The organism is Aeromonas sp. BIGb0405, from assembly GCF_024807335.1.
Lineage (GTDB): Bacteria > Pseudomonadota > Gammaproteobacteria > Enterobacterales > Aeromonadaceae > Aeromonas > Aeromonas rivuli.
This window is the reverse complement of sequence record NZ_JANUEP010000003.1, coordinates 280,297-303,523: the sequence shown is the minus strand read 5'-3', so window position 1 is coordinate 303,523 and position 23,227 is coordinate 280,297. Positions and strand designations below refer to the sequence as shown.

Annotated in this window: 22 protein-coding genes; 8 read left to right on the top strand and 14 right to left on the bottom strand. The window is 61.9% G+C overall.

Annotation, left to right across the window (positions count from 1 at the left end; genetic code table 11):
• The first annotated feature begins 166 nt into the window (after positions 1-166).
• Positions 167-370, top strand: coding sequence for a hypothetical protein (locus tag M2366_RS09690; RefSeq protein ID WP_042043189.1), 204 nt, complete (start codon positions 167-169; stop codon positions 368-370).
• A 187-nt stretch (positions 371-557) separates the two neighbouring features.
• Positions 558-1,010 carry a hypothetical protein gene (locus M2366_RS09685; protein WP_259269587.1) on the top strand — a complete coding sequence of 151 codons (453 nt, stop codon included), beginning with the start codon at positions 558-560 and terminating at the stop codon, positions 1,008-1,010.
• A gap of 113 nt (positions 1,011-1,123) precedes the next feature.
• Here M2366_RS09685 and M2366_RS09680 read toward each other — a convergent pair whose 3' ends face one another.
• The 11 genes from M2366_RS09680 to M2366_RS09630 all read right to left on the bottom strand — a co-directional run bounded on the left by M2366_RS09680 (position 1,124) and on the right by M2366_RS09630 (position 13,707).
• Positions 1,124-1,615, bottom strand: coding sequence for a histidine phosphatase family protein (locus M2366_RS09680; RefSeq protein WP_259269586.1), 492 nt, complete (start codon positions 1,613-1,615; stop codon positions 1,124-1,126).
• Positions 1,616-1,778: 163 nt separating this feature from the next.
• Entirely contained in the window at positions 1,779-2,087 is a 309-nt protein-coding gene (locus M2366_RS09675) for a putative quinol monooxygenase (protein WP_259269738.1), read from the bottom strand.
• 392 nt (positions 2,088-2,479) lie between these two features.
• Positions 2,480-2,953, bottom strand: coding sequence for a cupin domain-containing protein (locus M2366_RS09670; protein WP_042652248.1), 474 nt, complete (start codon positions 2,951-2,953; stop codon positions 2,480-2,482).
• A gap of 185 nt (positions 2,954-3,138) precedes the next feature.
• Positions 3,139-3,528, bottom strand: a complete 390-nt coding sequence (locus M2366_RS09665; protein ID WP_259269585.1) for a septal ring lytic transglycosylase RlpA family protein — start codon at positions 3,526-3,528, stop codon at positions 3,139-3,141.
• Between the two features lie 168 nt (positions 3,529-3,696).
• Positions 3,697-8,124 carry a chromosome partition protein MukB gene (gene mukB / locus M2366_RS09660; protein WP_259269584.1) on the bottom strand — a complete coding sequence of 1,476 codons (4,428 nt, stop codon included), beginning with the start codon at positions 8,122-8,124 and terminating at the stop codon, positions 3,697-3,699.
• A gap of 63 nt (positions 8,125-8,187) precedes the next feature.
• The gene (gene mukE / locus M2366_RS09655) at positions 8,188-8,925 is read right to left on the bottom strand and encodes a chromosome partition protein MukE (RefSeq protein WP_042043179.1); all 738 of its coding nucleotides are present in this window, start codon (positions 8,923-8,925) and stop codon (positions 8,188-8,190) included.
• Complete coding sequence (gene mukF, locus M2366_RS09650; RefSeq protein ID WP_042043177.1) at positions 8,906-10,225, bottom strand: chromosome partition protein MukF; 1,320 nt, start codon at positions 10,223-10,225, stop codon at positions 8,906-8,908. Before mukF ends, mukE begins: the two co-directional genes overlap by 20 nt.
• A 136-nt stretch (positions 10,226-10,361) precedes the next feature.
• A complete protein-coding gene (gene cmoM / locus M2366_RS09645) occupies positions 10,362-11,138 on the bottom strand; it encodes a tRNA uridine 5-oxyacetic acid(34) methyltransferase CmoM (protein ID WP_042043267.1) in 777 nt (258 codons plus the stop codon).
• Positions 11,139-11,480: 342 nt separating this feature from the next.
• A complete protein-coding gene (gene ycaC, locus M2366_RS09640; protein WP_259269583.1) occupies positions 11,481-12,107 on the bottom strand; it encodes an isochorismate family cysteine hydrolase YcaC in 627 nt (208 codons plus the stop codon).
• 27 nt (positions 12,108-12,134) lie between these two features.
• A complete protein-coding gene (locus M2366_RS09635; RefSeq protein WP_042043172.1) occupies positions 12,135-12,812 on the bottom strand; it encodes a hydrolase in 678 nt (225 codons plus the stop codon).
• A gap of 28 nt (positions 12,813-12,840) precedes the next feature.
• Positions 12,841-13,707 carry a pirin family protein gene (locus M2366_RS09630; RefSeq protein WP_259269582.1) on the bottom strand — a complete coding sequence of 289 codons (867 nt, stop codon included), beginning with the start codon at positions 13,705-13,707 and terminating at the stop codon, positions 12,841-12,843.
• Between the two features lie 97 nt (positions 13,708-13,804).
• On the opposite strand from M2366_RS09630, the gene M2366_RS09625 reads away from it, so the two are divergent.
• The 4 genes from M2366_RS09625 (at position 13,805) to pfkA (ending at position 17,583) form a co-directional block, all read left to right on the top strand.
• Entirely contained in the window at positions 13,805-14,695 is an 891-nt protein-coding gene (locus M2366_RS09625) for a LysR family transcriptional regulator (protein WP_259269581.1), read from the top strand.
• A gap of 115 nt (positions 14,696-14,810) precedes the next feature.
• Complete coding sequence (elyC, locus tag M2366_RS09620; protein ID WP_259236064.1) at positions 14,811-15,581, top strand: envelope biogenesis factor ElyC; 771 nt, start codon at positions 14,811-14,813, stop codon at positions 15,579-15,581.
• Positions 15,582-15,716: 135 nt separating this feature from the next.
• Entirely contained in the window at positions 15,717-16,472 is a 756-nt protein-coding gene (gene tpiA, locus M2366_RS09615) for a triose-phosphate isomerase (protein ID WP_259269580.1), read from the top strand.
• Between the two features lie 139 nt (positions 16,473-16,611).
• On the top strand, positions 16,612-17,583 hold the full coding sequence (gene pfkA, locus M2366_RS09610; protein WP_259269579.1) for a 6-phosphofructokinase: 972 nt from the start codon (positions 16,612-16,614) through the stop codon (positions 17,581-17,583).
• Between the two features lie 120 nt (positions 17,584-17,703).
• Here pfkA and alkB read toward each other — a convergent pair whose 3' ends face one another.
• The 3 genes from alkB to M2366_RS09595 all read right to left on the bottom strand — a co-directional run bounded on the left by alkB (position 17,704) and on the right by M2366_RS09595 (position 21,464).
• Positions 17,704-18,372 (bottom strand): DNA oxidative demethylase AlkB, encoded by a 669-nt coding sequence (gene alkB, locus M2366_RS09605; protein ID WP_259269578.1) that lies wholly within the window; start codon positions 18,370-18,372, stop codon positions 17,704-17,706.
• 60 nt (positions 18,373-18,432) lie between these two features.
• The gene (locus tag M2366_RS09600; protein WP_042043162.1) at positions 18,433-18,981 is read right to left on the bottom strand and encodes a DUF3617 domain-containing protein; all 549 of its coding nucleotides are present in this window, start codon (positions 18,979-18,981) and stop codon (positions 18,433-18,435) included.
• Between the two features lie 89 nt (positions 18,982-19,070).
• The gene (locus M2366_RS09595) at positions 19,071-21,464 is read right to left on the bottom strand and encodes a DNA polymerase II (protein WP_259269577.1); all 2,394 of its coding nucleotides are present in this window, start codon (positions 21,462-21,464) and stop codon (positions 19,071-19,073) included.
• Between the two features lie 229 nt (positions 21,465-21,693).
• Between M2366_RS09595 and M2366_RS09590 the strand changes: the two genes are divergently transcribed.
• Positions 21,694-22,311 carry a hypothetical protein gene (locus tag M2366_RS09590; protein WP_259269576.1) on the top strand — a complete coding sequence of 206 codons (618 nt, stop codon included), beginning with the start codon at positions 21,694-21,696 and terminating at the stop codon, positions 22,309-22,311.
• 30 nt (positions 22,312-22,341) lie between these two features.
• Positions 22,342-23,220, top strand: a complete 879-nt coding sequence (locus M2366_RS09585) for a pirin family protein (RefSeq protein WP_259269575.1) — start codon at positions 22,342-22,344, stop codon at positions 23,218-23,220.
• Positions 23,221-23,227 lie beyond the last annotated feature (7 nt).

Sequence of the window (23,227 nt, the reverse complement as noted above, 5' to 3'; positions counted from 1 at the left end):
AAGCTGGGACAGCTGCAAAACGGTTCCCAATGGGTAAAAACCAGGCAGGGCACCTGCTTGCGCGGTAAATAACCCTGCCATTGGCGCCGAACGGGCGCCGCGAAGGGCTATTCCAGGGTCTAGAGTTGGGGAGCCGTGTCTGTATATGTGCGAGTTGGAGAGCCATATGTTTTCTTACACCCTGGATTTCAAGGAGCAGGCCGATCAATTGGCGGCCCCCGAACACGAGATGGCGTTCAGCTGCCCGGTCTGTGCTGGCGACATCATAATACTGTCGGATCAGAGCCGTCATCAGGTGATGTTCGTCAGCCACAGCGTCCACCATAGCAGCCTCTATCTCGACACCGGAATGCGGCGAACCCAGAGTTGATCCCGCAGTTCAGTGGCTCCCCGTGGATCGCATCTGTTTGTCGACTACCTGTTCGAGCCCTGTTTCAGGTGCTAACGTGAGAGGGGCCTGCCACCTCGCACCCAGGATATTACCGCGAACCCAGGCTGTTGCTCATGGCAGTCAAGGCTGCGATGAACCGGCAAGACTCACATTTGAGGGATCCACTATGTCCAGGAATGCTGCTCTGATCGTCACCCTGTCCCTGCTTGGCATGGCCCCGGCTCACGCCATCAACGCAAAATATGCCCAGCAGCTGGAGCGCTCCGGCTGCACCCAGGTGAGCGAGGCCCAGGGCTGCGACATTCACAAGACCAAGGCCGAGAACGCGGCCGCCGGGTTCGGTGATGCTCCGGCGGCGGCCACCAGCGCCAGCCCCTACGCCGGCAACTGGGTCGCCACCTTCCCCGAGACGGGCGCCACCGTGGCCACCATCCGCATCGATGACAAGGATCAGGTGTGGGTCAACGACAAGCAGGTCAGTGCCAAGAAATCTGACGGGGCCCTGGTGTTCAAGGAGGGCATGGTCATCTATACCATACAGGGGGATCGTCGCATCCAGGGTGAAGATGGCTGGGTCGATAACGATGCGGGCACCAAGGGGCCGATCGCCGCCAAATAGGCGACATGACGGGAATGTGAAGGGGAGCCTGGGCTCCCCTTCTTGTTTGATCTCTTGCCAGCTTCTTCACCAACCCGGTGAGCGACTACCCTGCGCTTCCTCTTGCCATTCACTTACCCCTTTTTCGGATAGTCGAGCACGGCCGTCAGCGGCGTTTGCGACACAGCGGCCGACCAGGAGGGGGCGTCAAAGGTGAAGCGGGCGACGGCGCAGGTCGGCATCCGGGTGATCTTGCCGGAAAAGCGGTGGGCAAGGTCGGTGAACTCGGGATCGTGACCAAAGAGCATGACGCATCTTAACTCGTCACCCAGCTCCCCCATCACCTCAAGCAGGGTCCTCACATCTGCGCCATAGAGCCGCTCGTCCGTGACTATCTCCTCTGGCCGGTAACCGAGCGTCTCGGCGATGATATGGGCCGTCGACAAGGCCCGGCAGGCGGGGCTCGACAGTATAAGGTCGGGTCGCACCTTATCGTGCGCCAGCCGTCTGCCCATCAGGGGGGCGTCGCGCAGGCCACGCTCGGCGAGCGGCCGTGCCCTGTCAGGCAGGGCAACCTCCTCCCAGCTCGACTTGGCATGGCGCACCAGCAACAGCACTCTCTCCATTGTCCCTCCCCGATGGCTTTCGTATCGCCATCCTCTGTTGAGGGCAAGCATGGCTCAGTCCGTCGCTCAGTGACACCCGCTGATGGCGAATCGCCGCGAGGGCTCTGGGCGAAAGCCACCCGGGGATGGCCAATGAAAGGTCTCACTTGGCCAAGGGGACGAGTTATGGGCTCACCTCTTCCATCAAGATCAGCCGCAGGGGCTCCGCCAGCAACTCCTCGGCCTGGCCGGCAAAGGCCTGAAAATAGTCGGTGGCACAGTGAGCATCCAGAGCGGCCTGATTGACGAAGGCCTCCCGCATATAAAAAGTTTCAGGCTCGTCGCGCAGCTCGAACAGCACGTAATCGAGATTGCCCGGTTCAAGGCGCGTGGGCTCGATCAGCTCGAGCAACTCACGCCGCAGCACCTCCCCCATGCCCGCTTTGGCCTTGAGTACCGCTATCGACACCAGTTTGTCCGCTTCCATCTTCATCATCACACTCCGTTATCAAGAAATTCATTGGCAAAGGATGCCCATCACAGCGGCTTGTCAGCGAGCCAAGGGCGCATCCTTCGACATGAGACGCAGTGTAAGAGCAGGCTATTGATGCGTATAGACAGACAATATGGACAGACTGTTCGCTCTATTTAACAAATCCGAGAGCAACACGGAAGGCAGGTCCCGGGACTGGTGAGTGCACCCAAGCCTCCTGAAGGGAAGCCTGCGACCGAGCCATCGAGGCTTTCGCACCAGAGCCAGCCGCTGATCACCGACTCGCGCATTCAACTCCCTGGCCTGCAGTCTTCACAGGCACGAGCGGCGCCGTTGCCCATCGGTTCGGTAATCTGGGCCCACACCCAGTCTCCTGGCTCTCTATGCCGCCCTCAGTAAGGCGTGCCGTCTTTATGCAGGGCAGACCAGGCGCCATCGGCGCCTTGTACCAGGGCCAGATCGTCATCGGGGTATTCGACCGTATCGGCAGGCAGTCTGTCGCCGACTTCAAGGTAGGTTACGTCTGCGGAGGATCTGTTCAACAGCTGGTGAGCCAGGCCACTGCTGGCCTTGAAACCGATGCAATCCCCCGGCGACATCGGGAACTCCTCATCACCATGGACTAGCGTGGGGGTCCCCGAGAGGATGTAGATGAACTCATCCTGTCTGGAGTGATGATGCTTGAGCGCCGAGATGGCCCCCGGCGCCAGGGTCGTAAAGTTGACGCCAAAGTTGGTGAGACCGAAGTGATCCCCCAATCTGCGCCTGGTGCGGTGCCTGACTAGGGAGGCGAAGGGTTCTGGATAGAGGGACTTGGCCCCCTGTACCGGGATCTGGGTTAGGTGAACGGGCCTGTGGTCAGCCATCTCGATTCCTCCGTCTCTGTGCGCTGGCAAGGGTTACCGACAAGCCGAGTCACAGACTCGGCCATCGCTCACCCCACAGTTAGAGTCCGGCTTTAGTTTCTGTCAATGCGAAGCGTCGTGACATGAGGCCTAACCGGCGTTTCTGCCAGCGCTGCAATGGGCAGCGCTGATTGACCCTGCAGCCCCTACATGACTTCGAGCTTGACCTTGATAAGGCCGGATCGGGTGTTGCCTATGCTGCTAAATGCCGCTCTTGAGAGATCGATGATCCGGCCTCTGGGGAAGTTGCCCCTGTCATTGACCTTGACCACCACACTCTTGCCATTGGCAAGGTTGGTCACCCGCACCATGGCGCCGAAGGGCAGCGCCATATGGGCCGCCGTGTTGGCATTGCTCTTGTAGAGTTCACCACTGGCGGTTTTCTTGTTGTGATAACGATCGGCATAGTAGGAGGCCAGCCCCGTCTGGGTATAACCCCGCCAGTTGCCGCTCTTGCCCGCCTCTGGCTGACTGCTGCAGGCCGCGAGCAGCAGGCAGCACGACAACAGCAACCCTCTTTGCACATTCCACTTCATTCTTGACTCCTCGATCCGATGTCCGGCAGACCTGCCACAGCGACCAACCCTTCATAGCCGGTCAGGCTCCCATCACAGGCCGCCACTCTCGCATACTTCCCATATAAAACGGGAGGCCAGGCCTCCCGTTTTGCGTATTGCTCCGTCAGCCCCTGTCAGGGGAAGGACTCAGGCGATCAGCTTGTCATCGGCGAAACCGAAGCCCCGCAGCCCCACCACATGCACGTGCTCGTGCTTGCCCTGCACCTTGCGGATGAGCTTGTAGGTGGTGCCCTTCTCGGGACTGATGTTCTCCGGCGCCGCGATAAGCAGTTGCATGTCCTGGCGCTCGCACAGCTCGAACAGGGTGGCGATGGACTTGCCATCCAGCCGCGCCGCTTCGTCGAGGAACAAGAGACGGCAGGGGGCTATGTCCTTGCCGCGCAGGCGGCGGGACTCCTCCTCCCAGCTGATCAGCACCATCAACAGGATGGCCTGACCTGTACCGATCGCCTCACCGGTAGAGAGGGCGCCGCTCTCGGCACGCAGCCAGCCATCGGCACCACGCTGCACCTCGATTTCGAGCTCCAGGTAGTTGCGATAGTCCAGCAGTACGTCCCCCATCACCTGATAGTTGCGCTCTCCCTGCTCTATCTGCGGGTTGAGGCGCTGGAACAGCTTGGCCATGGCCTCGGAGAAGCTGAGCTCCTTGTCGGCGAACAAGTCGTTGTGCATGGCGCTCTGATCGGCCAGCGCGGTCAGCAGGCGAGTGTGGGCCTCGCGGATGTTGACGTTGAGGCGCACCCCCCGCACCAGGCCGAAGGCGATGTTCTGCAAGCCCTGGTTGAGCACCCGGATGCGGTTCTGCTCCCGGCGGATGATGTTGGTTATCTTGGCCGCCACCTCGTGGGAGGAGAGGGACAGATGGTTCTCCCGCTGCTTGAGCTCGTCGGCAAGCCGCGCCAGCTCGATCTCCATCTCCTCGATGGCCTCCACAGGATCGTCCGAGCGGATGATGTCGTTGCGGATGCGATCTTTCAGATATCGGTAGACCTGCACGTAGAAGGCGACCTTCTGCTCCGTGCTGCGGTTGCCCTCGGAGAGGCGCAGCGCATCGCGCAGGGCCTCGTCGTGGGCCACCGCCACCCGCAAGGCGCCGAGGGCCTTGTCCGACATGGAGCGCAGCTCGTCGCTATCGAGATATGCCAGCTCGCGCTTGTTCAGACGCTTCTCGACATCTGTCTCCCGCGCCAGCCGCACCACCCGCGACCAGCTCGCCTTGTGACCCACCAGAGATTTACGGGCGCCGAAGTAGTCCTTGCCTTCGAGCTTGAGACGACCGCCGAGGGATTCAATCTCGCGCTTGGTCACCTGCAACTGGGCCTCGGCGCTGGTGCGACGGGAGCGGGTGCGAATGAGCAGCTCTTCGATCTCTTTCTTGTGGGCGCGGGATTTCTCCTCCATGTCGTCCGACAGGGTGAGCCCCATGGCCCCCAGCTCCTGCTCGAACTCCGCCAGGGTCTGGCCCTTGGCCTCCACACTCGAGTTCAGCGCGGTGCGCAGCTGCAACGCCTCGGTGTGGCGCAGGGCAATCTGCTTGTGCTGCTCACCGGCGGTGCGGGCCGCCAGCTCGGCGGCTTTGAGCTTCTCTTTGAGGCGCTCGCTCATCTCCGAGGCCTTGCCGAGCAGGTCTTGGGCGTCCTGATAGGCAAAGTGCGGCAGACGGGCCACCAACTGATCGAGGGCATAGCAACGGCGCTTCTGTTCGGCCAGCAGTTCGCTCGCCTCGTCGAACGCGGCCTGCAGGGCGGCGAGATCCTGGGGATCCTGGCGCAGCACCTGCACCAGGGTTTCCAGTCTTTCCAGCCCCTTGCCGTGTTGGGCGATAAAGGCTTCGGCTGTTTTAAGGGCCTCCACATCGGCGCGGGCCGCCTCGAGACGGGCCGCCAGGTCTGTCTCGGCAAAGAGGTGGGCGAAGGGCAGCATCCCCTGCACCAGCTGGATATATCGGGTCAGCTGGGCGGTGGCCGCCTTGGCCTCGGCCAGCTGCTTGTCGCACTCGGCGATGGCCCCTTGCAGGGTGCGCAGCTCGGCCTGTTTGGCCTGCACTTCGGCTTCCGGATCGGGGCGGAAGGCGATATCCAGATGCTGGCCGATAAAGTCGCGAAAATGCCCGTAGAGGCGGTGGTACTTCTGCTGCTCAAAGGCGGCCTTGGCGTAGCCCTCGATAAGATTTTCCCGCTCAAGGTCGAGCTGCTCTATGCGTTTTTCCCGGGCGGCGCGGCCAAACAGCGGCAGCTCGGGGTAGCGGGAGAAGCGCACCTGACGCTTGCTGGTGCGCACCAGCACGGCGTCACCGAGCTCGTCGGCTTCCACCAGATCCTCGTCAAAGGAGTCGGGGTTGCCCTGAATGAGGTAGATATCTTCCGGGCAATCTTCCAGCTTCTTCAGTCGCTCTATGGCGCCCTCAAGGTCGAGCACCACCAGGGCGCTACGAGCCGGGCCGTAGAGCGCCGAGTAGTAAGGGGCATCGTCGATGGAGATGTCGTCATAGACGTCGGAGAGCAGCACGCCCCCCACCTGCTCGGCGACGCGGGCCAGGCGCGGATCCGCCTCGCCGGCACCCAGCTGCAGGTTGCGAATTTGCAGCTCCAGGGCCTGCTTCTGGCCCTGGATGCGGTTGCTCTGCTGCTCGAATTCGCGCTCCTTGTCGAGCACGCTCTGCATGCCGGCCGAGAGCGCCTCGGCGGTGGCCAGCGGCAATCCGCTCTGCTCGCGCAGCTGTTCGAGCTTCTCGAAGGATTTCAGCCAGCGCGGCGCCAGCTTGGTGAGATCGCTGATATCGCGGCCCAGCTGGACGCCCTGATGCTCCAGGCTGGCGCGGCGCTGGTTCGCCTCCGCCTGCTGATCGGCGAGCTCCTCCTGACGGTTGCGCTGGGCCTCAAGAAACAGCTCCAGCTCGTCCTGGCTCGCGATCTGCTGGCCGCAAATCTGGGCCAGCTCGTCACGCAAGCGCAGCAGTGCCTGCTGGCTGTCGCGCTCTTTCTCGAGGCGAGCCAGGGCGGCGCGCAGCCCCTGCCCCTGCGCAATGCGGGCCTTGTCTTCGATATGACGCTTGAGCAGGGCCTGGGCCGTGGGCCAGGCGGCCTCGCGGGCGGTCTCGGGGGCGATGCTCAAAAGCAGCGTCAGCGCGGCCTGATGCTCGGCCACCGCCGCCTTGGCCAGCGCCAGCTGCTGCTCGGCCCCCAGCATTCGGCGGGTTAAGCTCTGCTCGGCGGCGCGGAACTGATGCAGGCTTTCATTCGCCTGCTCCATGGTCAACTCGGGCAGTTCGCACTGCGTGCGGGCATTGTCCAGCGCCTGCACCGCCTGACGGTACTGGATGGCACGGGTCTGCTGGATATCCAGCGCCTGCTGATAGTCGGCGAGCTGGGTCTTGAGGCTGTCAACCTCCCCCTGGGCCAGCTCCTTGCGCTCTTCCACTTCCAGCAGCTGGCCGTGGATCTCCTCCACAATCGCTTGCTGTTGCTCAAGCTTGTCGACCAGCTCCGCCAGATCGGCGCGATACACATCGATTTTCTTTTGCAAACTGACCGCAGCCATCACCTTGGCCAGGTGCTCGGCGGCGGACTCCAGCTCGTCGGTCAACAGCTTCTCGCGGTGGGTGAGCTGTTCCGCCTCGTCCGCCAGATAGATGGCGCGCTGCTTCTCTTCGGCCAAGAGGCGACGCTTGCCGGCCAGCTCGGCGCGCGCCTTGAGGGCCAGCTCGGAGAGACGGCTCTTCTCGGCGGCGCCCCGCACATACTCGGCCGCCACATAGTGGGTGGTCTCGGTAATGAGGTTCTTGAACAGATCCCGCTGCCCCTGGGTCTCCTTGATGGCCTCCAGGGTACGGCGGTTCTCGTAGATGGCCGCCTCCATGTCCTGGAACGCCTTGCGCACCCCTGAGTTCTCCGGCAGCAGGTATTCCCGCAGGGATCGGCTGATGGACGAAGAGATGCCGCCGTAGAGGGAGGCTTCGATCAGCCGATAGAACTTGCCGCGATCTTTTTGGTCGCGCAGTTTTTTCGGGGTGATGCCGAACTCGAACATGAAGTTGTGATAGTCGGTCACCGTATTGAACTTGGCGACCTTCATGGCCCCCAGCTCGGCGGCGGCCCCCTTCAGATCGGCAAAGGCGCGCACCCGTCCCTTGCCATCCTCGAGTTTTTCCAGCAGCAGATCGGTGGGTTGCAGCTGCTCCGGCACATCCACCAGCGCGAAGGGGGTGATGTTGACCTTGTTGTCGCGATTCGCCACCTGCTCCAGGTGGACGCCGACCCAGATCCGCTGCTCGCGGCTGTTCATCACTTCCAGCAGCGAATAACAGTGACCGCGCTGCAGCTTGCCGTAGAGCCCCTTGTCACGGGAGGCGCTGCTGGAGCCCGCTTCCGTGGTGTTGCGGAAATGGAGCAGGGATTGATCCGGAATGAGGGCCGCGATAAAGGCCGCCATGGTGGTGGACTTGCCCGCCCCGTTGCCGCCGGAGAGGGTGGTCACCAGCTGGTCGAGATCGAAGGTGCGGGCGAAGAAGCCGTTCCAGTTGACCATGGTCAGGGATTTGAATTTGCCTCTCACGCCACACGCTCCATCACACCAATAAGCACCATCACACCGGCAGGCTCCGTCAGAGCCCGGAATTTAGGATTGCAGATCATCTTCCACCTCCAGCTCAAGCTGCTCTTCGTCGAGATCCCCCTCGACATCCTCGAACAACGAATCGCTGCTTGGCATCTCGTCGTCGTGGAAGATGGCCTCTCCCTCCTGGATCATGCGCAGCTGCACGGCGCGGGGATCCTCGTCGGAGCGCACGTCGGCGGCGAAGCGAAACACGGTCTCGTTGACCCGGAATTTGTCGCTGTTACCCAGGGAGCTCACCATCCCCAAACGCTTGAGACGGCGCATGGCGGTACGAATTTTTTCCAGCAGCTTCTTCTTGTCCAGATCGGTGCCACCGGAGCGGCTGTTGACCATGCGCAGCAGCTGCTTCTCGTCCGCCAGACTCAGCACCTCCTCCTGCAGTTCGCTCATGGTGAACACCCCCTCCGAGGCGAGGCGGTCCGGGCTCAGGAACAGATAACAGAGCACCTTGCCCACCAGCATATCGAGCTCGGAGAGCACTGTGGTGCCGATGTCGGCACTCGGCCGTGGCCGCAGGTAGAAGAAGCCTTCCGGCGCCTTGATGAGCTCGACCTGATAGCGGCCGTAGAAATTCTCCAGCTCGCCGTGAAACTCCACCAGCATGGCGTGCTGTTCGAACTCATCGGCACTGAGGTGGCGACCCGATCGCAAGGCGGTGTCGATGCGCGGAAACAAGGGGTTGGCGATGGCCTCTGCGAGCCGCAGCGGCAAAGGAAACTCAGAATTGATCAATGACATAGGCCTGAACCTTGGATCCAGCTTGGTTGATGGGTTTCCATGCGGGTTGACGGTGCAGCATGTGCTCACCGCTGGCATGGCCCAGGCGCACGGCCTGGTCGATCAGAAGACGCGCCACGTCGAAGTGGGCGTGGGCCGGGAAATCGAGCAGATATTCCCGCAGCACATCGGCCAAGTCCAGCTGATGGCCCTGTTCGGGATAACGGGCAAGATAGCGCTCGATGCGCTCGGCCAGCGCCTGGTTGATGTCCACCATCTCCATGTACTCCATCTCCAGCGGCACTTCGCCGGTCACATCGTCATCATGGATGGTGATGGTTTCGTCGCGCAGCTCCAGCAGACGGGGCTCCTCGGCGACTCTGAGCAAGAAGTTGTGCTGCTCGAAGTTGCGGATGGATTCGCGCAGTCGCTGACTGAAGGCACGGTTCTTGTCCATGTCGATGGCGTTGCGGATGAACTTGTGAACATGTCTGTCGTAGCGGGACCAGAGCTCGATGCACTGCTGACCCCAGCTGGTAATGACATCGAGCCGCCCCTGCAGGGCGTGGGTCAGCTCCTCGACGTGGAACAAGTCGTCCCTCCCCTGAGCGGCCTCTTGAATATTGAGCAGCCCCGCCTGCAGGCGGTGGCCGGCGGCGTCCAGGGTGTCTTGCAACTCGCGCAGGGTCTGGCCCGTCTCGCGCAGCAGCTTTTCACAGTTGTGAATGGCATCGATCCAGTTCTGGGTCAGCAGCGCGGCTATCTCGCTCTTGACCTGATTCTGCTGCTCATCCATGGCGCGCTGGGTCAAGTCGATGCGACCCAGGGTCTCTTCCAAAGAGAAACTCAGCCTGGGCAGCACCTCGGCATCCCACTGCTCACGGGTATCGAGTTCGAGGGCCGCCTTGCGGGCAGTGTCGAGCTCGGATGCCAGGTGTTCGAGCAGGATGGAGAGCTTGATGCTATCGACCTGACGCTGGTCGAGGAAGAAGTCGACGATGCTCATGCCAAGGCGCGACAGGCGATAGAGGCTCTCGCCGGCCACCATGTCGGTGTTGAAACGCGACAGCAGTTGCTGGCGAATGAGATCGTTGATGGCGTTGTTGGCGCGACCGGTCAGGGTCTCATCCATCTGACCGAAGGCGTTGCTTACATAGCCAAAGGCATCGTGCAGCGCCGCTTCCGACAAGTCCGACTCATCTTCGGACAAGGTCTTTATCGCAATCAGAAAGGCCAACCTGTCGGTGGGCAGGCTCAAGGCCAATCCCTCCTGCCTGACCCATGCCACCGTTTCCGGCAGGGTACGGGATGTACTCATCATGACGTTATCATCTCGTTGTTATATCCGAGGGAGCGACCTGCACCTGGTGCATGGCGCACTCCCTCGCTGTGGTATGGGCCACGGGGCACTGTCGATGACCCCGGGCGGCTAGATCCCGCTAGCATAAAAACTGACATCAACTGGCTGGCTTTTGCGCCATCACATGGATGTAACGGCCGAGGGCGACGAAGGGCTCCTGGCGGCAATAGTGCTGCTCCATGGCCAGCAGATCGTCAAACTTCTCGACCTGATCCTGCTTGTGGCGCATGTAGTCATGAATGACTCGCACCCCGGTCTTGCCGATGATCTTGAGCCCCCCTCGCCCAATCCAGTCATAGACCTGCTCAGGCAACTGTGGATTGGTGGGGGTCAAGGCGGTCTGACGCTTCTTGTTCAGCCCCTGGCGCACATAGTCGAAATTACCCACCACCAGACTCTGAAACAGCAAGCCATGACGGTTGTAAAAAAGCAGCGACAGTATGCCCCCTGCATGGACGAAAGGAAACAGACCTAACAGGGTCTGACGTGGCTCGGCCAGCCACTCTAACACGGCGTGACAGAGCACCAGATCGAAGCTGCCGCTCACATGGGCCTTGAGATCCTGAATGGGGCACTGGATGAGACGAATTCTGTCTTCCAGCCCCTTCTCGGCGATCTGAACCCGGGCCAGGGCCAGCATCTCCTCGGAGAGATCGCACAATTCCACCTGATGGCCCATGGCCGCCAGCTTCTGGGCGAAATAACCGAAGCCGCCACCGGCATCCAGAATGCGCAAGGGCCTATTGCCAAGGCGCGCCAGGCAGGCTTCGATGTCGCTCCACACCACAGTGGTGCGAATGCGCCCCTTGCTGGAGTCATAAATGTTGCGGGCAAACTTGTCGGCGCGGCCGTCAAAACTCTGATCTTGCTTCAAGACAAACTCAGCCTTGTCGATACAGGCATGGGCCACTCTGGGATGGGCCATACGAAAAAAAGAGGGGTATTCTGTCACATCCCGGATTGCCTGAAAACTCAAGGAAGAGTGTCGTGACAGCCTGGATCGGGTCACCACACCTTGTGGCAACTCCGGTTTGCTCGACCTGTCGCAGACAAGAGTCCGACCCCCTGCACCTCTTGGATGGGGATGCCAGAGCGACTCGCGCGAGCAAACCACTCTGAGAAGCGCGGTGGGGAGCCATTTAACGGGAGGGATGATGGATGGCGTCAAGCAGAAGACCCCGGTTGCCCGGGGTCTTATTCAGGTTGCTGGTTCAGGTTACTTGCTGCTCTGGGCTGTGGTGTAGCTGTTGATCAGATTGCGATAGTCGGGGATGTGGTTGGCGAACAGGGTACCCAGGCCCTCCACATCATTGCGCCAGTCGCGGTGCAGCTCACAGGCGGCCCCAAACCAGGTCATCAGCTGCGCCCCGGCGGATGACATCCGATCCCAGGCCGAGTGACGGGTGATCTCATTGAAGGTTCCCGAGGCATCGGTGATGACAAACACCTCGTACCCCTCCTCGAGGGCGGACAGGGTCGGGAAGGCCACGCACACCTCGGTGACGATGCCGGCGATGATCAGCTGCTTCTTGCCGGTGGCCTTGACCGCCTTGACGAACTCCTCGTTATCCCAGGCGTTGATCTGTCCTGGGCGGGCAATGTAAGGGGCGTCCGGGAAGGTCTCCTTGAGCTCTGTCATCAGCGGGCCGTTGGGCCCGTTTTCGAAACTGGTGGTCAGTATGGTCGGCAGCTCGAAGTACTTGGCCAGCGCGGCCAGCGCCAGCACGTTGTTGCGAAACTTGTCCGGCTCTATGTCACGCACCAGCGAAGAGAGCCCTGCCTGGTGATCCACCAGCAGTACGGCAGCATTGTTCTTGTCGAGTTTGACGTAGGGTTTAGCCATGATGACTCTCCTTGGTTGTTGCGGGTATCAGCGCTGGGAATCCAGCACTTCGTTGTTTTTCGCCACGGCTTGTGCCTTGCCGTAGCTCTCGATCAGCAACTGGTAGGCGGGGAAGATCTTGGTGTAGATAGCCGCCCACTCCATCGCATCTGCCCGGTTCCAGCTGCCTTGCAGCTCGGAAGCCACTGCCGCGGTGTCCATGGGAACCACGCCCGCCTGAACCACGCGAGCCAGGGTGATCTCCTGGGCCATCTTGGAGTAGGTGCCCGAGGCATCGACAACCGCAAACACCTGATAGCCCGCGTTGACGGCGCTGATGGCAGGGAAGGCCATGCAGACGCTGGTGATGGTGCCTGCGATGATCAGTTGCTTCTTGCCGGTGGCGTTGACCGCCGCGACGAAATCGGGGTTGTCCCAGGCGTTGATCTCGCCCTTGCGCGCCACATACTGTGCGTGCGGCGCATTCTCGTGGATCTCCGGTATCAGCGGGCCATTCGGTCCTTGCGGGACAGATGCCGTGGTGATCACCGGAATATTGGCCAGCGTCGCCATGCTGGCGAGGGCGGCCGCGCGCAGGCGCAGTTCCGGCATCGGCATGTCGCCCACTGTCTGGAACAGGCCGCTCTGATGGTCGATCAGCAGCATAGCTACGTCATCTGGGTTGAGGACGGGTCTGGCGCCGTCGAAATTGGCTGGGTTGCTCATGATTTTCTCCATTTGTTGGGGCTGAGGTTCAGCGTCCTATCTGGCCGAAACGGCCACTGTTGTAGTCATTGATGGCCTGCACTATCTCGTCCTGGGTGTTCATCACGAAGGGGCCGTGACCGACGATGGGTTCATCGAGGGGGGCGCCATTGAGCAGCAGCAGCGTCGTATCTTCCTCGACATCGATCACCAGCTGGCTGCCGCGGCGCTCCATGACTGCCAGCTCGGCGGTGCGGACAGGGTGGCGGTTGCCGAGGCGAATGGCGCCTTTGAGCACAAACAGCGCCGTGGTGTGTCCTTCCGGCAGTTCGAGCGTCACCTGGTGATGAGCCTTCAGACGCATGTCCCAGACGTTCATCGGGGTGAAGGTGCGGGCAGGGCCGCAGGTATCGCCGAGCTGCCCGGCGATGATGCGAGCCTCCCCTGCGCCCTCTGGCAGTGTCACCCGAGGGATCTCGTCGGCGGTGATGCCCTGGTAGCCAGGGGCCGTCATCTTCTCTTTGGCGGGCAAGTTCACCCACAGCTGCACCATCTCGAAGGCGCCGCCCGTCCTGGCGAATGCCGGGCTGTGGTACTCCTCGTGGATAAGGCCGGATGCGGCCGTCATCCACTGCACGTCACCCGGACCTATGGTGCCGCCGCCCCCCGAGGAGTCTCTGTGGGAGACGCCGCCCTCATAGACGATAGTCACGGTTTCGAACCCGCGGTGAGGGTGCTGGCCGACGCCGAGTTTATGGGAGGTGGCCGGGAAATTGGCCGGGCCCGCATGGTCCATCAGCAGGAAGGGGGACATCTCTTCGGCGATGTCGTTGTAGGAGAAGATGCTCCTGACCGGGAAGCCATCGCCGACCCAATGCCTCTCGTTGCTGCGCTTGATAAATGCCAGTTCTTTCATCTCAGTCTCTCCGTTGAATCAATGGAGACAGTGTAGAAAGTAGTCATTTACCGGACTAGATGGTTAAATGAGAAAACACTTTCTAATGAGTTGGAAAATGGACTTCAATCAGGTCGTCGTATTCGTCAAGGTCGTGCAAGCGGGCAGCTTCAGCGCCGCGGCGCGTCTGCTGGGCTTGCCGACCTCCACCGTCAGCCATCGGGTGGCCATGCTGGAGAAGCGTCTGGGCGTCACCCTCTTGCAGCGAACCACCCGCAGGTTGCACCTGACCGATGCCGGACAGGTCTATTTCGACCACGCCTCGGCCGGCCTGGTGCATGTGCTTGACGCCGAGGTGGCGGTGACCGAGGCGCGGGAAGAGCCCTGCGGGCTGCTGCGCATCACGGCTCCGGTGGATGTCGGCAACCAGATCCTGTCGTCCATCCTGGGCCAGATGCGCAGCCAGTGGCCCAAGGTCGATGTGGAGCTGGTGTTGATGAACCGCTACGTGGATCTGGTCGCCGAGGGGGTCGATGTCGCCATTCGTACCGGCCCTCTCAAGGACTCGACCCTGATCGCCAAGCAGGTGGGCATCGCGCGCTGGGCCCTGTTCGCAAGCCCGGATTACCTTGCCAGCGCCGGGGTGCCAGAAGCACCTCAGGCGCTGCGGCAGCATGCCTGCCTGCAGTTTACGCCACTGGGCAAGGAGGCCTGGGTACTTCACGACGGGGCCGCCAACAGTGTGACCGTCTCTCTGGGCCGGCAGACACTGATCAACGATGTCGGCCTGATCATGACCATGGTGCAGGCGGGCGGCGGGGTGGCACTGTTGCCCTCCTACCTGTGTCGCCAGGCCTGCGAAGAGGGGAGACTGGTGCCTGTCCTGCCCGAATGGCATGGCAAGGCGGATCCCATCCACATCGTCTACCCACGGCAACGTTTTATGCCTCCCAGATTGCGAGCTTTCATTGATCTGGCGTCGCTGGCGCTAGGCAAATGGCTCGAATAACCGCTCTCTCCAGCATGCTGTGGCCTGTGCGAGTTCGGCATCATTTGGCAATTTGCCCCGCCCCCCTTACTCTCAGCGTCACTTGCCTCTGTGTCAGGAAAAATTGGAGAACTCCATGTTTGAACTCAAAAAGTGGCTGGGCCAGTTGCTGATGCCGCTCCCCTTCTCTCTCTCCCTCTTGCTGCTGGCTCTCTTGCTGCTCTGGTTCACCCGTTTTCAAAAAAGCGGCAAGCTGCTGGCGACCTGCTCGCTGCTGCTCATCGCCCTGATGGGGATGCGGCCGGTGAGCTATGAGCTGGCCAGAGGCTTGGAGCAGACTTATCCGCCCTTCGACGTGAGCCAACATCCGGGCATCGAGGCCATAGTGGTGCTCGGCAACGGCCATGTCAGCGATCCGGCGGTGCCCGAGCGTTCCTGGCAGAACAACATAGCCCTCGCCCGCACCCTGGAAGGGGTGCGGCTGGCCCAGGCCTACCCAGAAGCGGAGCTCATCTTCTCCGGTTATGTGTCCGGGGATCCCCTGTCCAATGCCGAGGTCAACGCCCGCATGGCGGCGAGCCTCGGGATAGCGAGATCCCGAATGACGTTGTTTGAAAACAACAAAGACACCCATGACGAGGCGGTCAGCATCAGTGCCCACCTCAAGGGCAAGCGGGTGGCGCTGGTGAGCTCGGCCACCCATTTGCCCCGGGCCCTGGCACTCTATCGCCAGCAGGGCCTGAATGCGCTGCCCGCCCCCACCGACTACACCGCCAAGCAGAGCCAGCAGCCTCAGCCGCTCTATAGCTACCTGCCCAAGGGGCGCTACCTGATGTACTCGGAAGCGGCCATCCACGAGTGGATAGGTCGGCTCTGGGCCCGGCTGCGTGGTCAGGTCAACGAGTGAACAGTCGGGAGGAGCTTTCCTGATTTGGATCAGGAAAGGGAAAAAAAATTACGTCATTTGCCGCCGGGTCAGCTATCTTGGGCTCGGTTCAATTCATATAATGACGCGCAATCAAACGCCTAGGAGTATTAAAAGATGAGACAGCACCTGGTAATGGGTAACTGGAAACTGAACGGCACCAAAGCTTCTGTCGAAGCGCTGATCAAGGGTCTGATCCCGGCTGCCGCCGCGCACCCTTCCGTTCAAGTCGCCGTCTGCCCACCGGTTATCTTTTTGGGTCAAGTTGAGCAGCTGACTGCCGGCAGCAAGATTGCTTACGGTGCCCAGAACGCCGATCTGCACGAGTCTGGCGCCTTCACCGGCGAGAACGCCCCCTCCATGCTCAAAGCCTTCGGTTGCACCTACTCCCTGGTCGGCCACAGCGAGCGCCGTACCCTGCACGCCGAGACCGACGACCTGGTGGCTGCCAAGTACGAAGTCATCCAGAAAGCGGGCCTCATCCCCGTACTCTGCATCGGTGAGACCCTGGCGCAGTTCGAAGCCGGCGTGACCAAGAACGTGGTCGAGACCCAGCTCAAAGCGGTCATCGACCGTTGCGGCATCGCCTCCTTCGCCAACGCCGTCGTGGCTTACGAGCCGGTATGGGCCATCGGCACCGGCAAGACTGCCACCCCGGAAATCGCTCAGGCCGTTCACGCCCACATCCGCCAGTACCTGGCCGGGTTTGATGGCGCTGTGGCTGCCAAGGTACAGATCCTGTACGGTGGTTCCGTCACTGGCGCGACCGCCAGCGATCTGTTCGGTCAGCCGGACATCGACGGTGGCCTGGTGGGTGGCGCGTCCCTGAAAGTGGACGACTTCTCCCAGATCATTGCTGGCGCTGCCAAGTAATGAGCCCAGAGGGGGCCCCAGGCCCCCTCCTTTGCCGGTTTTCGTATGGCGAACCCTTGGCGGTACCGACAAGCCGATACGAAAGCCGATATAGTCAAACAGGCTTATCCATTCGATAACTTGAGATCCAGAGGCACTCATGACCAAGCAAATCAAACGTATTGGTGTTTTGACCAGTGGTGGCGATGCACCGGGTATGAACGCAGCCATTCGCGCCGTGGTGCGCGCCGGTCTGCACCATGGCCTGGAAGTCTATGGCATCTATGATGGCTACCTCGGTCTGCACCAGAATCGTATCGTCAAACTCGAGCGTCACAGCGTCTCCGACGTGGTGAACCGCGGCGGCACCTTCCTGGGCTCCGCCCGTTTCCCGGCCTTCAAAGATCCCAAGGTACGCGCCGAGGCGATTGAGAATCTCAAGTCCCACGGCATCGACGCCCTGGTGGTGATCGGCGGTGACGGCTCCTACATGGGCGCCAAGAAGCTGACCGAAGAGGGTTTCCCCTGCATAGGTCTGCCGGGCACCATAGACAACGACATCGCCGGCACCGATTTTACCATCGGCTTTGATACCGCCCTGAACGTGGTGGTGGATGCCATTGACCGTCTGCGCGATACCTGCAGCTCCCACCACCGTATCTCTGTGGTCGAGATCATGGGGCGCCACTGTGGCGATCTGGCCATGTCGGCCGCCGTGGCCGGTGGCGCCGAGTACGTGATAGTGCCGGAAGTGGCGTTTGACAAAGAGAAGCTGCTGACCCAGATCCGGGAAGGCGAAGCCAAAGGCAAGAAGCACGCCATCATCACCATCTGTGAGCACGTCACCGACGTCAACACCCTGGCCAAGGACATTGAAGCCATGACGGGCCGCGAGACCCGCGCCACCATCCTGGGTCACATCCAGCGCGGCGGCTCGCCGACCGCTCGTGATCGCATCATGTCCAGCCGCATGGGCGCCTTCGCCGTTGAGCAGTTGCTGGCCGGTCAAGGTGGCCGCTGCGTCGGTATCCAGGGCAACGAGATGGTGCACCACGACATCATCGACTGCATCGAGAATCTGAAGCGCCCCTTCAATCAGGAGCTGTACGACCTCTCCACCACCCTGTTCTGATGACAGCCGTTATCTGAAAAAACCCTCCAGCCGGAGGGTTTTTTATGTGTGTTCCGCAGGCAATGGCGGTTCATGCAAACCGGCAATCCGACCCACTCGCCTGCCTCCAGACTCCAAGGTTCACTGGGCCCGTCTCAGGGTGAGATTGAAACGCAGCTCACCTTCGGCGCCCGCTTTGACGGGGGCCACCCCATGGAAACGCAGTCGCGCCTCGCCGCCCAATACCAGCAGGTCGCCGCTGCGCAACCTCTGCCGCTGCACCGTATCCCCTCGCGTCAGCCCCCCCAGCAGAAACTCGGCGGCCAACCCCAGGGAGACAGAGACGATCGGATGGGCAAAACTGGCCTCATCCCTGTCCTGATGCAGGGACATGCGCGCCCCGGGGAGGTAACGGTTGATGAGGCAGGCATCGGGTTCAAAATCCGCGAAACCTGCCGCCTGTGCCGCGTCGCTGGCCAGGGTGAGCAGCTCCCTCGGCAAGGGGGGCCAGGGCTGCTGACTGAGGGGGTCGAGGGGACTATAGCGATAGCCACGCCGATCCGACACCCAGCCACAGGGACCGGCATTGGTCATGGCCACCGACATGCTCTGCCCTCCCGGCGTCGTGAGGTGGCGAAAGGGTGCCTGACTGCTTACCGCCCCAATCCAGGCCAATAACCAGGCTGACCCAGGCCCCAGGCTATCGAGGCCCCCTGGCAGATGCAGGGCGCCGGGGGCCAGCCAGCGAGACTGCGTCTCCTGCTCGAACAGATCGCCCATGGCGTTATCCAGCGTCCTCTGTCTGGCCATGTTTCCTCGTTGGTTTGTGCCGCTGATTGGGAACCAGGCGCTCAGTGCTGCGCTGGCCTCTTATTCCACCGCCTTGATATCACCGCAGTCGTCGCTCAACCACTGGCTCTGACTGGTGCCGGTGAGTTTTTCCATCTTGCCCTCATGTTCGATGTCGAGGCTAAAGCGGCTGTGATAGGCGGTGGGGCTGATAAAGTTCACCTCACCTTCCCCCTGGGCCTTGGGGTCGCTGCAACTGAAGGTGAACTGCATCAAGGTCTCGCTGCGCTTGCGTAACTGACGCTGGCAGCCCTCGCCTTTCTCGAAAGGCAGCCTATCCTGGGCCACCATCTGCGCACTGAGGCAGTGACGCACTCGCACCCCGGCGGCGTCCAGGCCCTGAATGCCAACACCCTGCTTTGCCAACATCTCCTCCATCATCTTGCGCTGTCCCTCGGGCAGGGCCGCCAACTGTTGTTGCATGGCGGCCATGGCCTGGCCCAACTCGCCGGATCCGGCCTCCATCTTGGTCTGCATTTCCCATAAACCGGGTTTCAGGGTATGGGCCAGGGCCCCACTACTCAGTACCATGGCGGCCACCAGGGTCACCTCTCGAAGCGTCAAAGCCATAAGGCCTCCAGCGTAGGAAGGGCGGCACATTGAGCGCCGCACCGTTTTCAAGGACTTTAAGGATGGCACAGGGCCCGGCGGCAGAGCGGTTAGAAGAGATCCAGTTGCTGGCCGCAGATCCGCTCGAAAGATTCACCGATGAAGGGCAAGATGGCATCGGCAATGGGTTTGAGCTGCTTGTCGATGTAGTGCTCATAGTCGATGGCACTGCGCCTGTATTCGAGGGGTTCCGGGCCTGCGAGCGTCATCAGATAAGCAATGCTGCCGCGATGCTGGTAACGCTGAGGCAAGCCGCGGCGCAGGTTCTCCTCATCGGCGAGGCGCGCCGCCCGCACATGGGGTGGCACATTTTTCTGGTACTCCTCCAGCTTCTGGCGCAGCCGCTTGCGATAGATGAGCAGCTCGTCGTGGCGCCCGCTGCGGGTCTCATCCACCATGGTGCGCACGTAGTCGCAAGGATCCTCATCGTGGAACACCAGCTCGTAGAGCCGGGTCTGGAACTGCTTGGCCAGCATGGTCCAGTCGGTGCGAACCGTCTCCAGCCCCTTGAACACCAGATGCTCCGACTCCCCCTGCCCCACCAGCCCGGCGTAACGCTTCTTGCTGCCCTTCTCCAGGCCGCGGATGGTGGGCATCAGGAAACGGCGGTAGTGGGTCTCGTATTCGATCTCGAGGTGACAGGGCAAATCAAACTCAGCCCTGATCAACTGGGTCCAGTTGTGGTTGATCTCCTGGGCCAGTGAGCGGCCTATCTCGTCCGCCTGGGCCGGGCTCATCTCTTCGGGCAGATGCACGAAGGTGGAGTCGGTATCCCCGTAGATGACGCTGTAGCCCCGCGCCTCTATCCACTCCCGGGTCTGCTGCATGATGCTGTGACCGCGCAGTGTGATGGAGGAGGCCAGCCTGGGATCGTAGAAGCGGCAGCCCCCCGAACCCAACACCCCATAAAAGGAGTTCATGATGATCTTGATGGCCTGGGAGAGCGCCTTGTTATTGGCCGCCTTGGCCCTGTCCCGCGCCGCCCACAGGGTGGCGATAAGATCTGGCAGGAAGTGCTTGTCCCGGGAGAAGAAGGCACCGCGATAACCGGGAATGGCGTCATCGGGGGCCTTGAGCCCTTCGATCAGTCCCATGGGATCGATGCAGAAGGTGCGAATGATGCTGGGATAGAGGCTCTTGAAGTCCAGGACCAGCACCTGGCGATAGAGGCCGGGCTTGGAGTCCATCACATAGCCGCCGGGGCTCGCCAGCCCCCCATCGGCGGGCAGGTTGGGGGCCACATAGCCGCCGCGGTGCAAGCGCGGCAGATAGAGATTGGTAAAGGCCGCCACCGAGCCGCCGACCCGGTCAAGCTCCAGCCCGGTGAGATTGGCTCGCTCGATGGCAAAGGGGATCAGGGCGCAGTGTTCGACTATCTCCCATACCAGCTTGCAATCTTCGAGGTTGTAGCGGGCCAGCGCCTCTTTGTCGGAGTGAAACAGCTCGGTGATCTTCTCACCCCGGTTCGCCACGTCTTCAATGTCTTTGCCACGGCCAAGCAGCTCGCTCGCCACCGCATCCAGGCTGTAACTGGCAAACTGCCAGGTCGCACTCTTGAGGGTGTCGATGCCGTCGAGCACCATCCGCCCCGGCAAGATGACGCTGCCGGTCTGGGGATCGCCCCGGGAGGCGCGCCAGAATGCCAGTTCACGGCCACGGCCGAGCCGCAATCGCCGCTTGTGCAGCTCGGCCCGACGCAACAGCAGGCGAAAGTCGAAGTTGACCACGTTCCAGCCGAGCACCAGATCCGGGTCATGGCGCGCAAACCAGCTCTCGAGGGCGCCAAGCAGCGCGGGCTCATCCGCCACCCACTCAACCTGGGTCTCCCAGTTAGCGGCGTCATCGGGGGCCGTCCCTATCATGATGACCCGGGCATCTTGCTCGCTATAGAGCCCTATGGAGAAGAGGGCGCCGTCCATGGCGCACTCCACGTCGAGGGAGACCCAGGAGAGGGTCGGTGTCACGGCCTGGGGCGCGCAGCGTGCCTCGCTGACCGACCAGTGATCACCGCGTTTGACCGTCTTGCCGCCAAAGCGCATGCCCGCCGTGATGAAGCGCTCCATCAAGTAACGCTCAGGCAGGCGAATATCCGATTCGAAGTGCGCCAGGCCACGGATGAGCAGCAGCTCGATGGCCCTGTGATAGGCGCTCAGGGTGGAAAAATAACAGCCAACCACCGCCTCCCCATCGAAGGTGTGCATGGGCAGACGACGAAAGCGGCCACGCACCCCGGCTCCCTTGAACAGGGTCACGGCCTCCTCCATCTTCGCCTGGGGCAGGAAGAAGAGTGGCTCCTGATCTGCCACCACCAGCCGCACCGGCCCCTGCTCACTCCACAGCCAGAACACGATCTCGGTGCCATCGCGCCCGTTGCCGCGCCCGCGCACGTCCCGGCTGTGGCGAGTCAGGATAAAACCGTCGGTGGGAGCGAGCGCTGGGGTCATGGTCGAGGCAAGGGACAAAGGGAAGATAAGCTATTGTACGTTCATACAGTAGTGGCTCGCAATGCTGCTGCATGCAGGGCCAGCCGGGGCTGCCCCCCGCCCGGGATTTGGCTTATAGTGGCTCATTGAGTGGGTTGCGGCGCAGCATGCATGGCTCCCATCCCACTGTGCACCCGGATCTGTGCCCGGCTGGCGATTCGCCCTCGCCTGTCCATGACAAGGAGCTTTCATGCGCGTTTCCCCTTCCCTCATGCTCATCCTGGCCGCCCTCGGCCTGGGTGGTTGCAGCAATACCAGCCCCGGCGCCAGTGTCGGCATGGGGTATGGCAGCTACTATGGCGCGGCCCCCTACCCCTGGTGGTATGACGACTACTTCTACTATTGGGACCGTTACTACCCCTGGTGTTGCAATAACGATGGCGAGTTCGATGACTTGATCCAGCACTGGTGGCAGGATCTGGATGAGGGCAAGCGTGACGACATCAAGAACAAGTTCCAGGATTGGCAGGGCGAACGTGGCAAACCGGATGTGGAGGCGCTGCGCACCGATTTTTCCAATCGCTGGAATGCCCTGAGCCCGGAGCAGAAGAACACCCTGCGCGAGCGCCAGCAGGTGCTGCGCAAGATACACCCGGCCGATGCGGGCAGCCTCTCGTTGCCAGACGCCACCGAGGCCGCCCGCAGACTCAATCTGGACGGTGGGGGGCTGGACAAGCCACTCCGGCCGGCGACGCTGCCTGCGACCAGACCCGCTACCCTGCCGGCGACGCGCCCCATGCAGCCGATGACCAGGCCCATGGCTCGCCCCGCCACCATGATGAACATGCCGGTGATCCGGCGCCGCTGATCAGATGACCCACCGTTCAAGGAGAGACCTATGACAGACAAGCTGCAACTGATCGATTCGCGCACCACGGACGTGGGTGGCATACCGGTCGCTCGCGCCATCCCGGTCAAGGAGCGGCGCACCATAGGTCCCTGGTGCTTTCTCGATCACATAGGCCCGGCCCGCTTTGCCCCGGGTGAGCCGGGACTGAACGTCGGCCCCCATCCCCACATTGGGTTGCAGACCTTCACCTGGATGCTGGAGGGGGAGATATTGCACCGCGACAGCCTGGGCAGCGAGCAGGTGATCCGCCCGGGCCAGGTCAATCTGATGACCGCAGGCCAGGGGATAGCCCACACAGAGGAGTCGGTGCCCGGCCACCCCAGCGTGCATGCCGCCCAGCTCTGGATAGCCTTGCCGGAGACCCATCAGACGACCCGGCCCCGCTTCGATCACTACCCGGACTTGCCACGCTGGCAGCAGCATGGGGCTTGGTTCACCCTGCTAATTGGCACCTATCAGGACAGGCAGGCCCCCACCCTCAGCTTCGCCCCCATACTGGGTCTGGATCTGCAGGCCGACGCCCCATGCACCCTGACCCTGCCCCTGGCCCCCGAGTTCGAGCATGGCCTGCTCGCCCTGGCCGGTGAGGTGACGGTGGCAGGCCAGACGCTGGCCGCCGAGCAGCTGGCCTATCTGGCGCCAGGTACCAGTGAGGTGATCATCTCCCTGAGTGCTGGCGCCCGCTTGCTGCTCATCGGTGGCGAACCCCTGGCCAAACCGCTGCAGATCTGGTGGAACTTCGTCAGCTTCGACAAGGAGGCTATTCGCATCGCGGCCCAGGATTGGCAGTCAGGGGATCCACGCTTTGGCGAGGTGGCAGGCTATGTCGGGGCCCGACTGACCGCCCCCTCTCTGGCCGGGCTCTGAGCCAGTG

Coding starts and splice junctions, on each gene's coding strand:
- M2366_RS09675 (WP_259269738.1), bottom strand. CDS start 2,087: ATGAAGATGGAAGCGGACAAACTGGTGTCGATAGCGGTACTCAAGGCC.
- M2366_RS09600 (WP_042043162.1), bottom strand. CDS start 18,981: ATGGCTTTGACGCTTCGAGAGGTGACCCTGGTGGCCGCCATGGTACTG.
- ycaC (WP_259269583.1), bottom strand. CDS start 12,107: ATGGCTAAACCCTACGTCAAACTCGACAAGAACAATGCTGCCGTACTG.
- elyC (WP_259236064.1), top strand. CDS start 14,811: ATGTTTGAACTCAAAAAGTGGCTGGGCCAGTTGCTGATGCCGCTCCCC.
- M2366_RS09630 (WP_259269582.1), bottom strand. CDS start 13,707: ATGAAAGAACTGGCATTTATCAAGCGCAGCAACGAGAGGCATTGGGTC.
- mukF (WP_042043177.1), bottom strand. CDS start 10,225: ATGATGAGTACATCCCGTACCCTGCCGGAAACGGTGGCATGGGTCAGG.
- M2366_RS09685 (WP_259269587.1), top strand. CDS start 558: ATGTCCAGGAATGCTGCTCTGATCGTCACCCTGTCCCTGCTTGGCATG.
- pfkA (WP_259269579.1), top strand. CDS start 16,612: ATGACCAAGCAAATCAAACGTATTGGTGTTTTGACCAGTGGTGGCGAT.
- M2366_RS09665 (WP_259269585.1), bottom strand. CDS start 3,528: ATGAAGTGGAATGTGCAAAGAGGGTTGCTGTTGTCGTGCTGCCTGCTG.
- M2366_RS09690 (WP_042043189.1), top strand. CDS start 167: ATGTTTTCTTACACCCTGGATTTCAAGGAGCAGGCCGATCAATTGGCG.
- alkB (WP_259269578.1), bottom strand. CDS start 18,372: ATGGCCAGACAGAGGACGCTGGATAACGCCATGGGCGATCTGTTCGAG.
- M2366_RS09680 (WP_259269586.1), bottom strand. CDS start 1,615: ATGGAGAGAGTGCTGTTGCTGGTGCGCCATGCCAAGTCGAGCTGGGAG.
- M2366_RS09585 (WP_259269575.1), top strand. CDS start 22,342: ATGACAGACAAGCTGCAACTGATCGATTCGCGCACCACGGACGTGGGT.
- M2366_RS09595 (WP_259269577.1), bottom strand. CDS start 21,464: ATGACCCCAGCGCTCGCTCCCACCGACGGTTTTATCCTGACTCGCCAC.
- M2366_RS09590 (WP_259269576.1), top strand. CDS start 21,694: ATGCGCGTTTCCCCTTCCCTCATGCTCATCCTGGCCGCCCTCGGCCTG.
- M2366_RS09670 (WP_042652248.1), bottom strand. CDS start 2,953: ATGGCTGACCACAGGCCCGTTCACCTAACCCAGATCCCGGTACAGGGG.
- M2366_RS09635 (WP_042043172.1), bottom strand. CDS start 12,812: ATGAGCAACCCAGCCAATTTCGACGGCGCCAGACCCGTCCTCAACCCA.
- mukE (WP_042043179.1), bottom strand. CDS start 8,925: ATGTCATTGATCAATTCTGAGTTTCCTTTGCCGCTGCGGCTCGCAGAG.
- tpiA (WP_259269580.1), top strand. CDS start 15,717: ATGAGACAGCACCTGGTAATGGGTAACTGGAAACTGAACGGCACCAAA.
- M2366_RS09625 (WP_259269581.1), top strand. CDS start 13,805: ATGGACTTCAATCAGGTCGTCGTATTCGTCAAGGTCGTGCAAGCGGGC.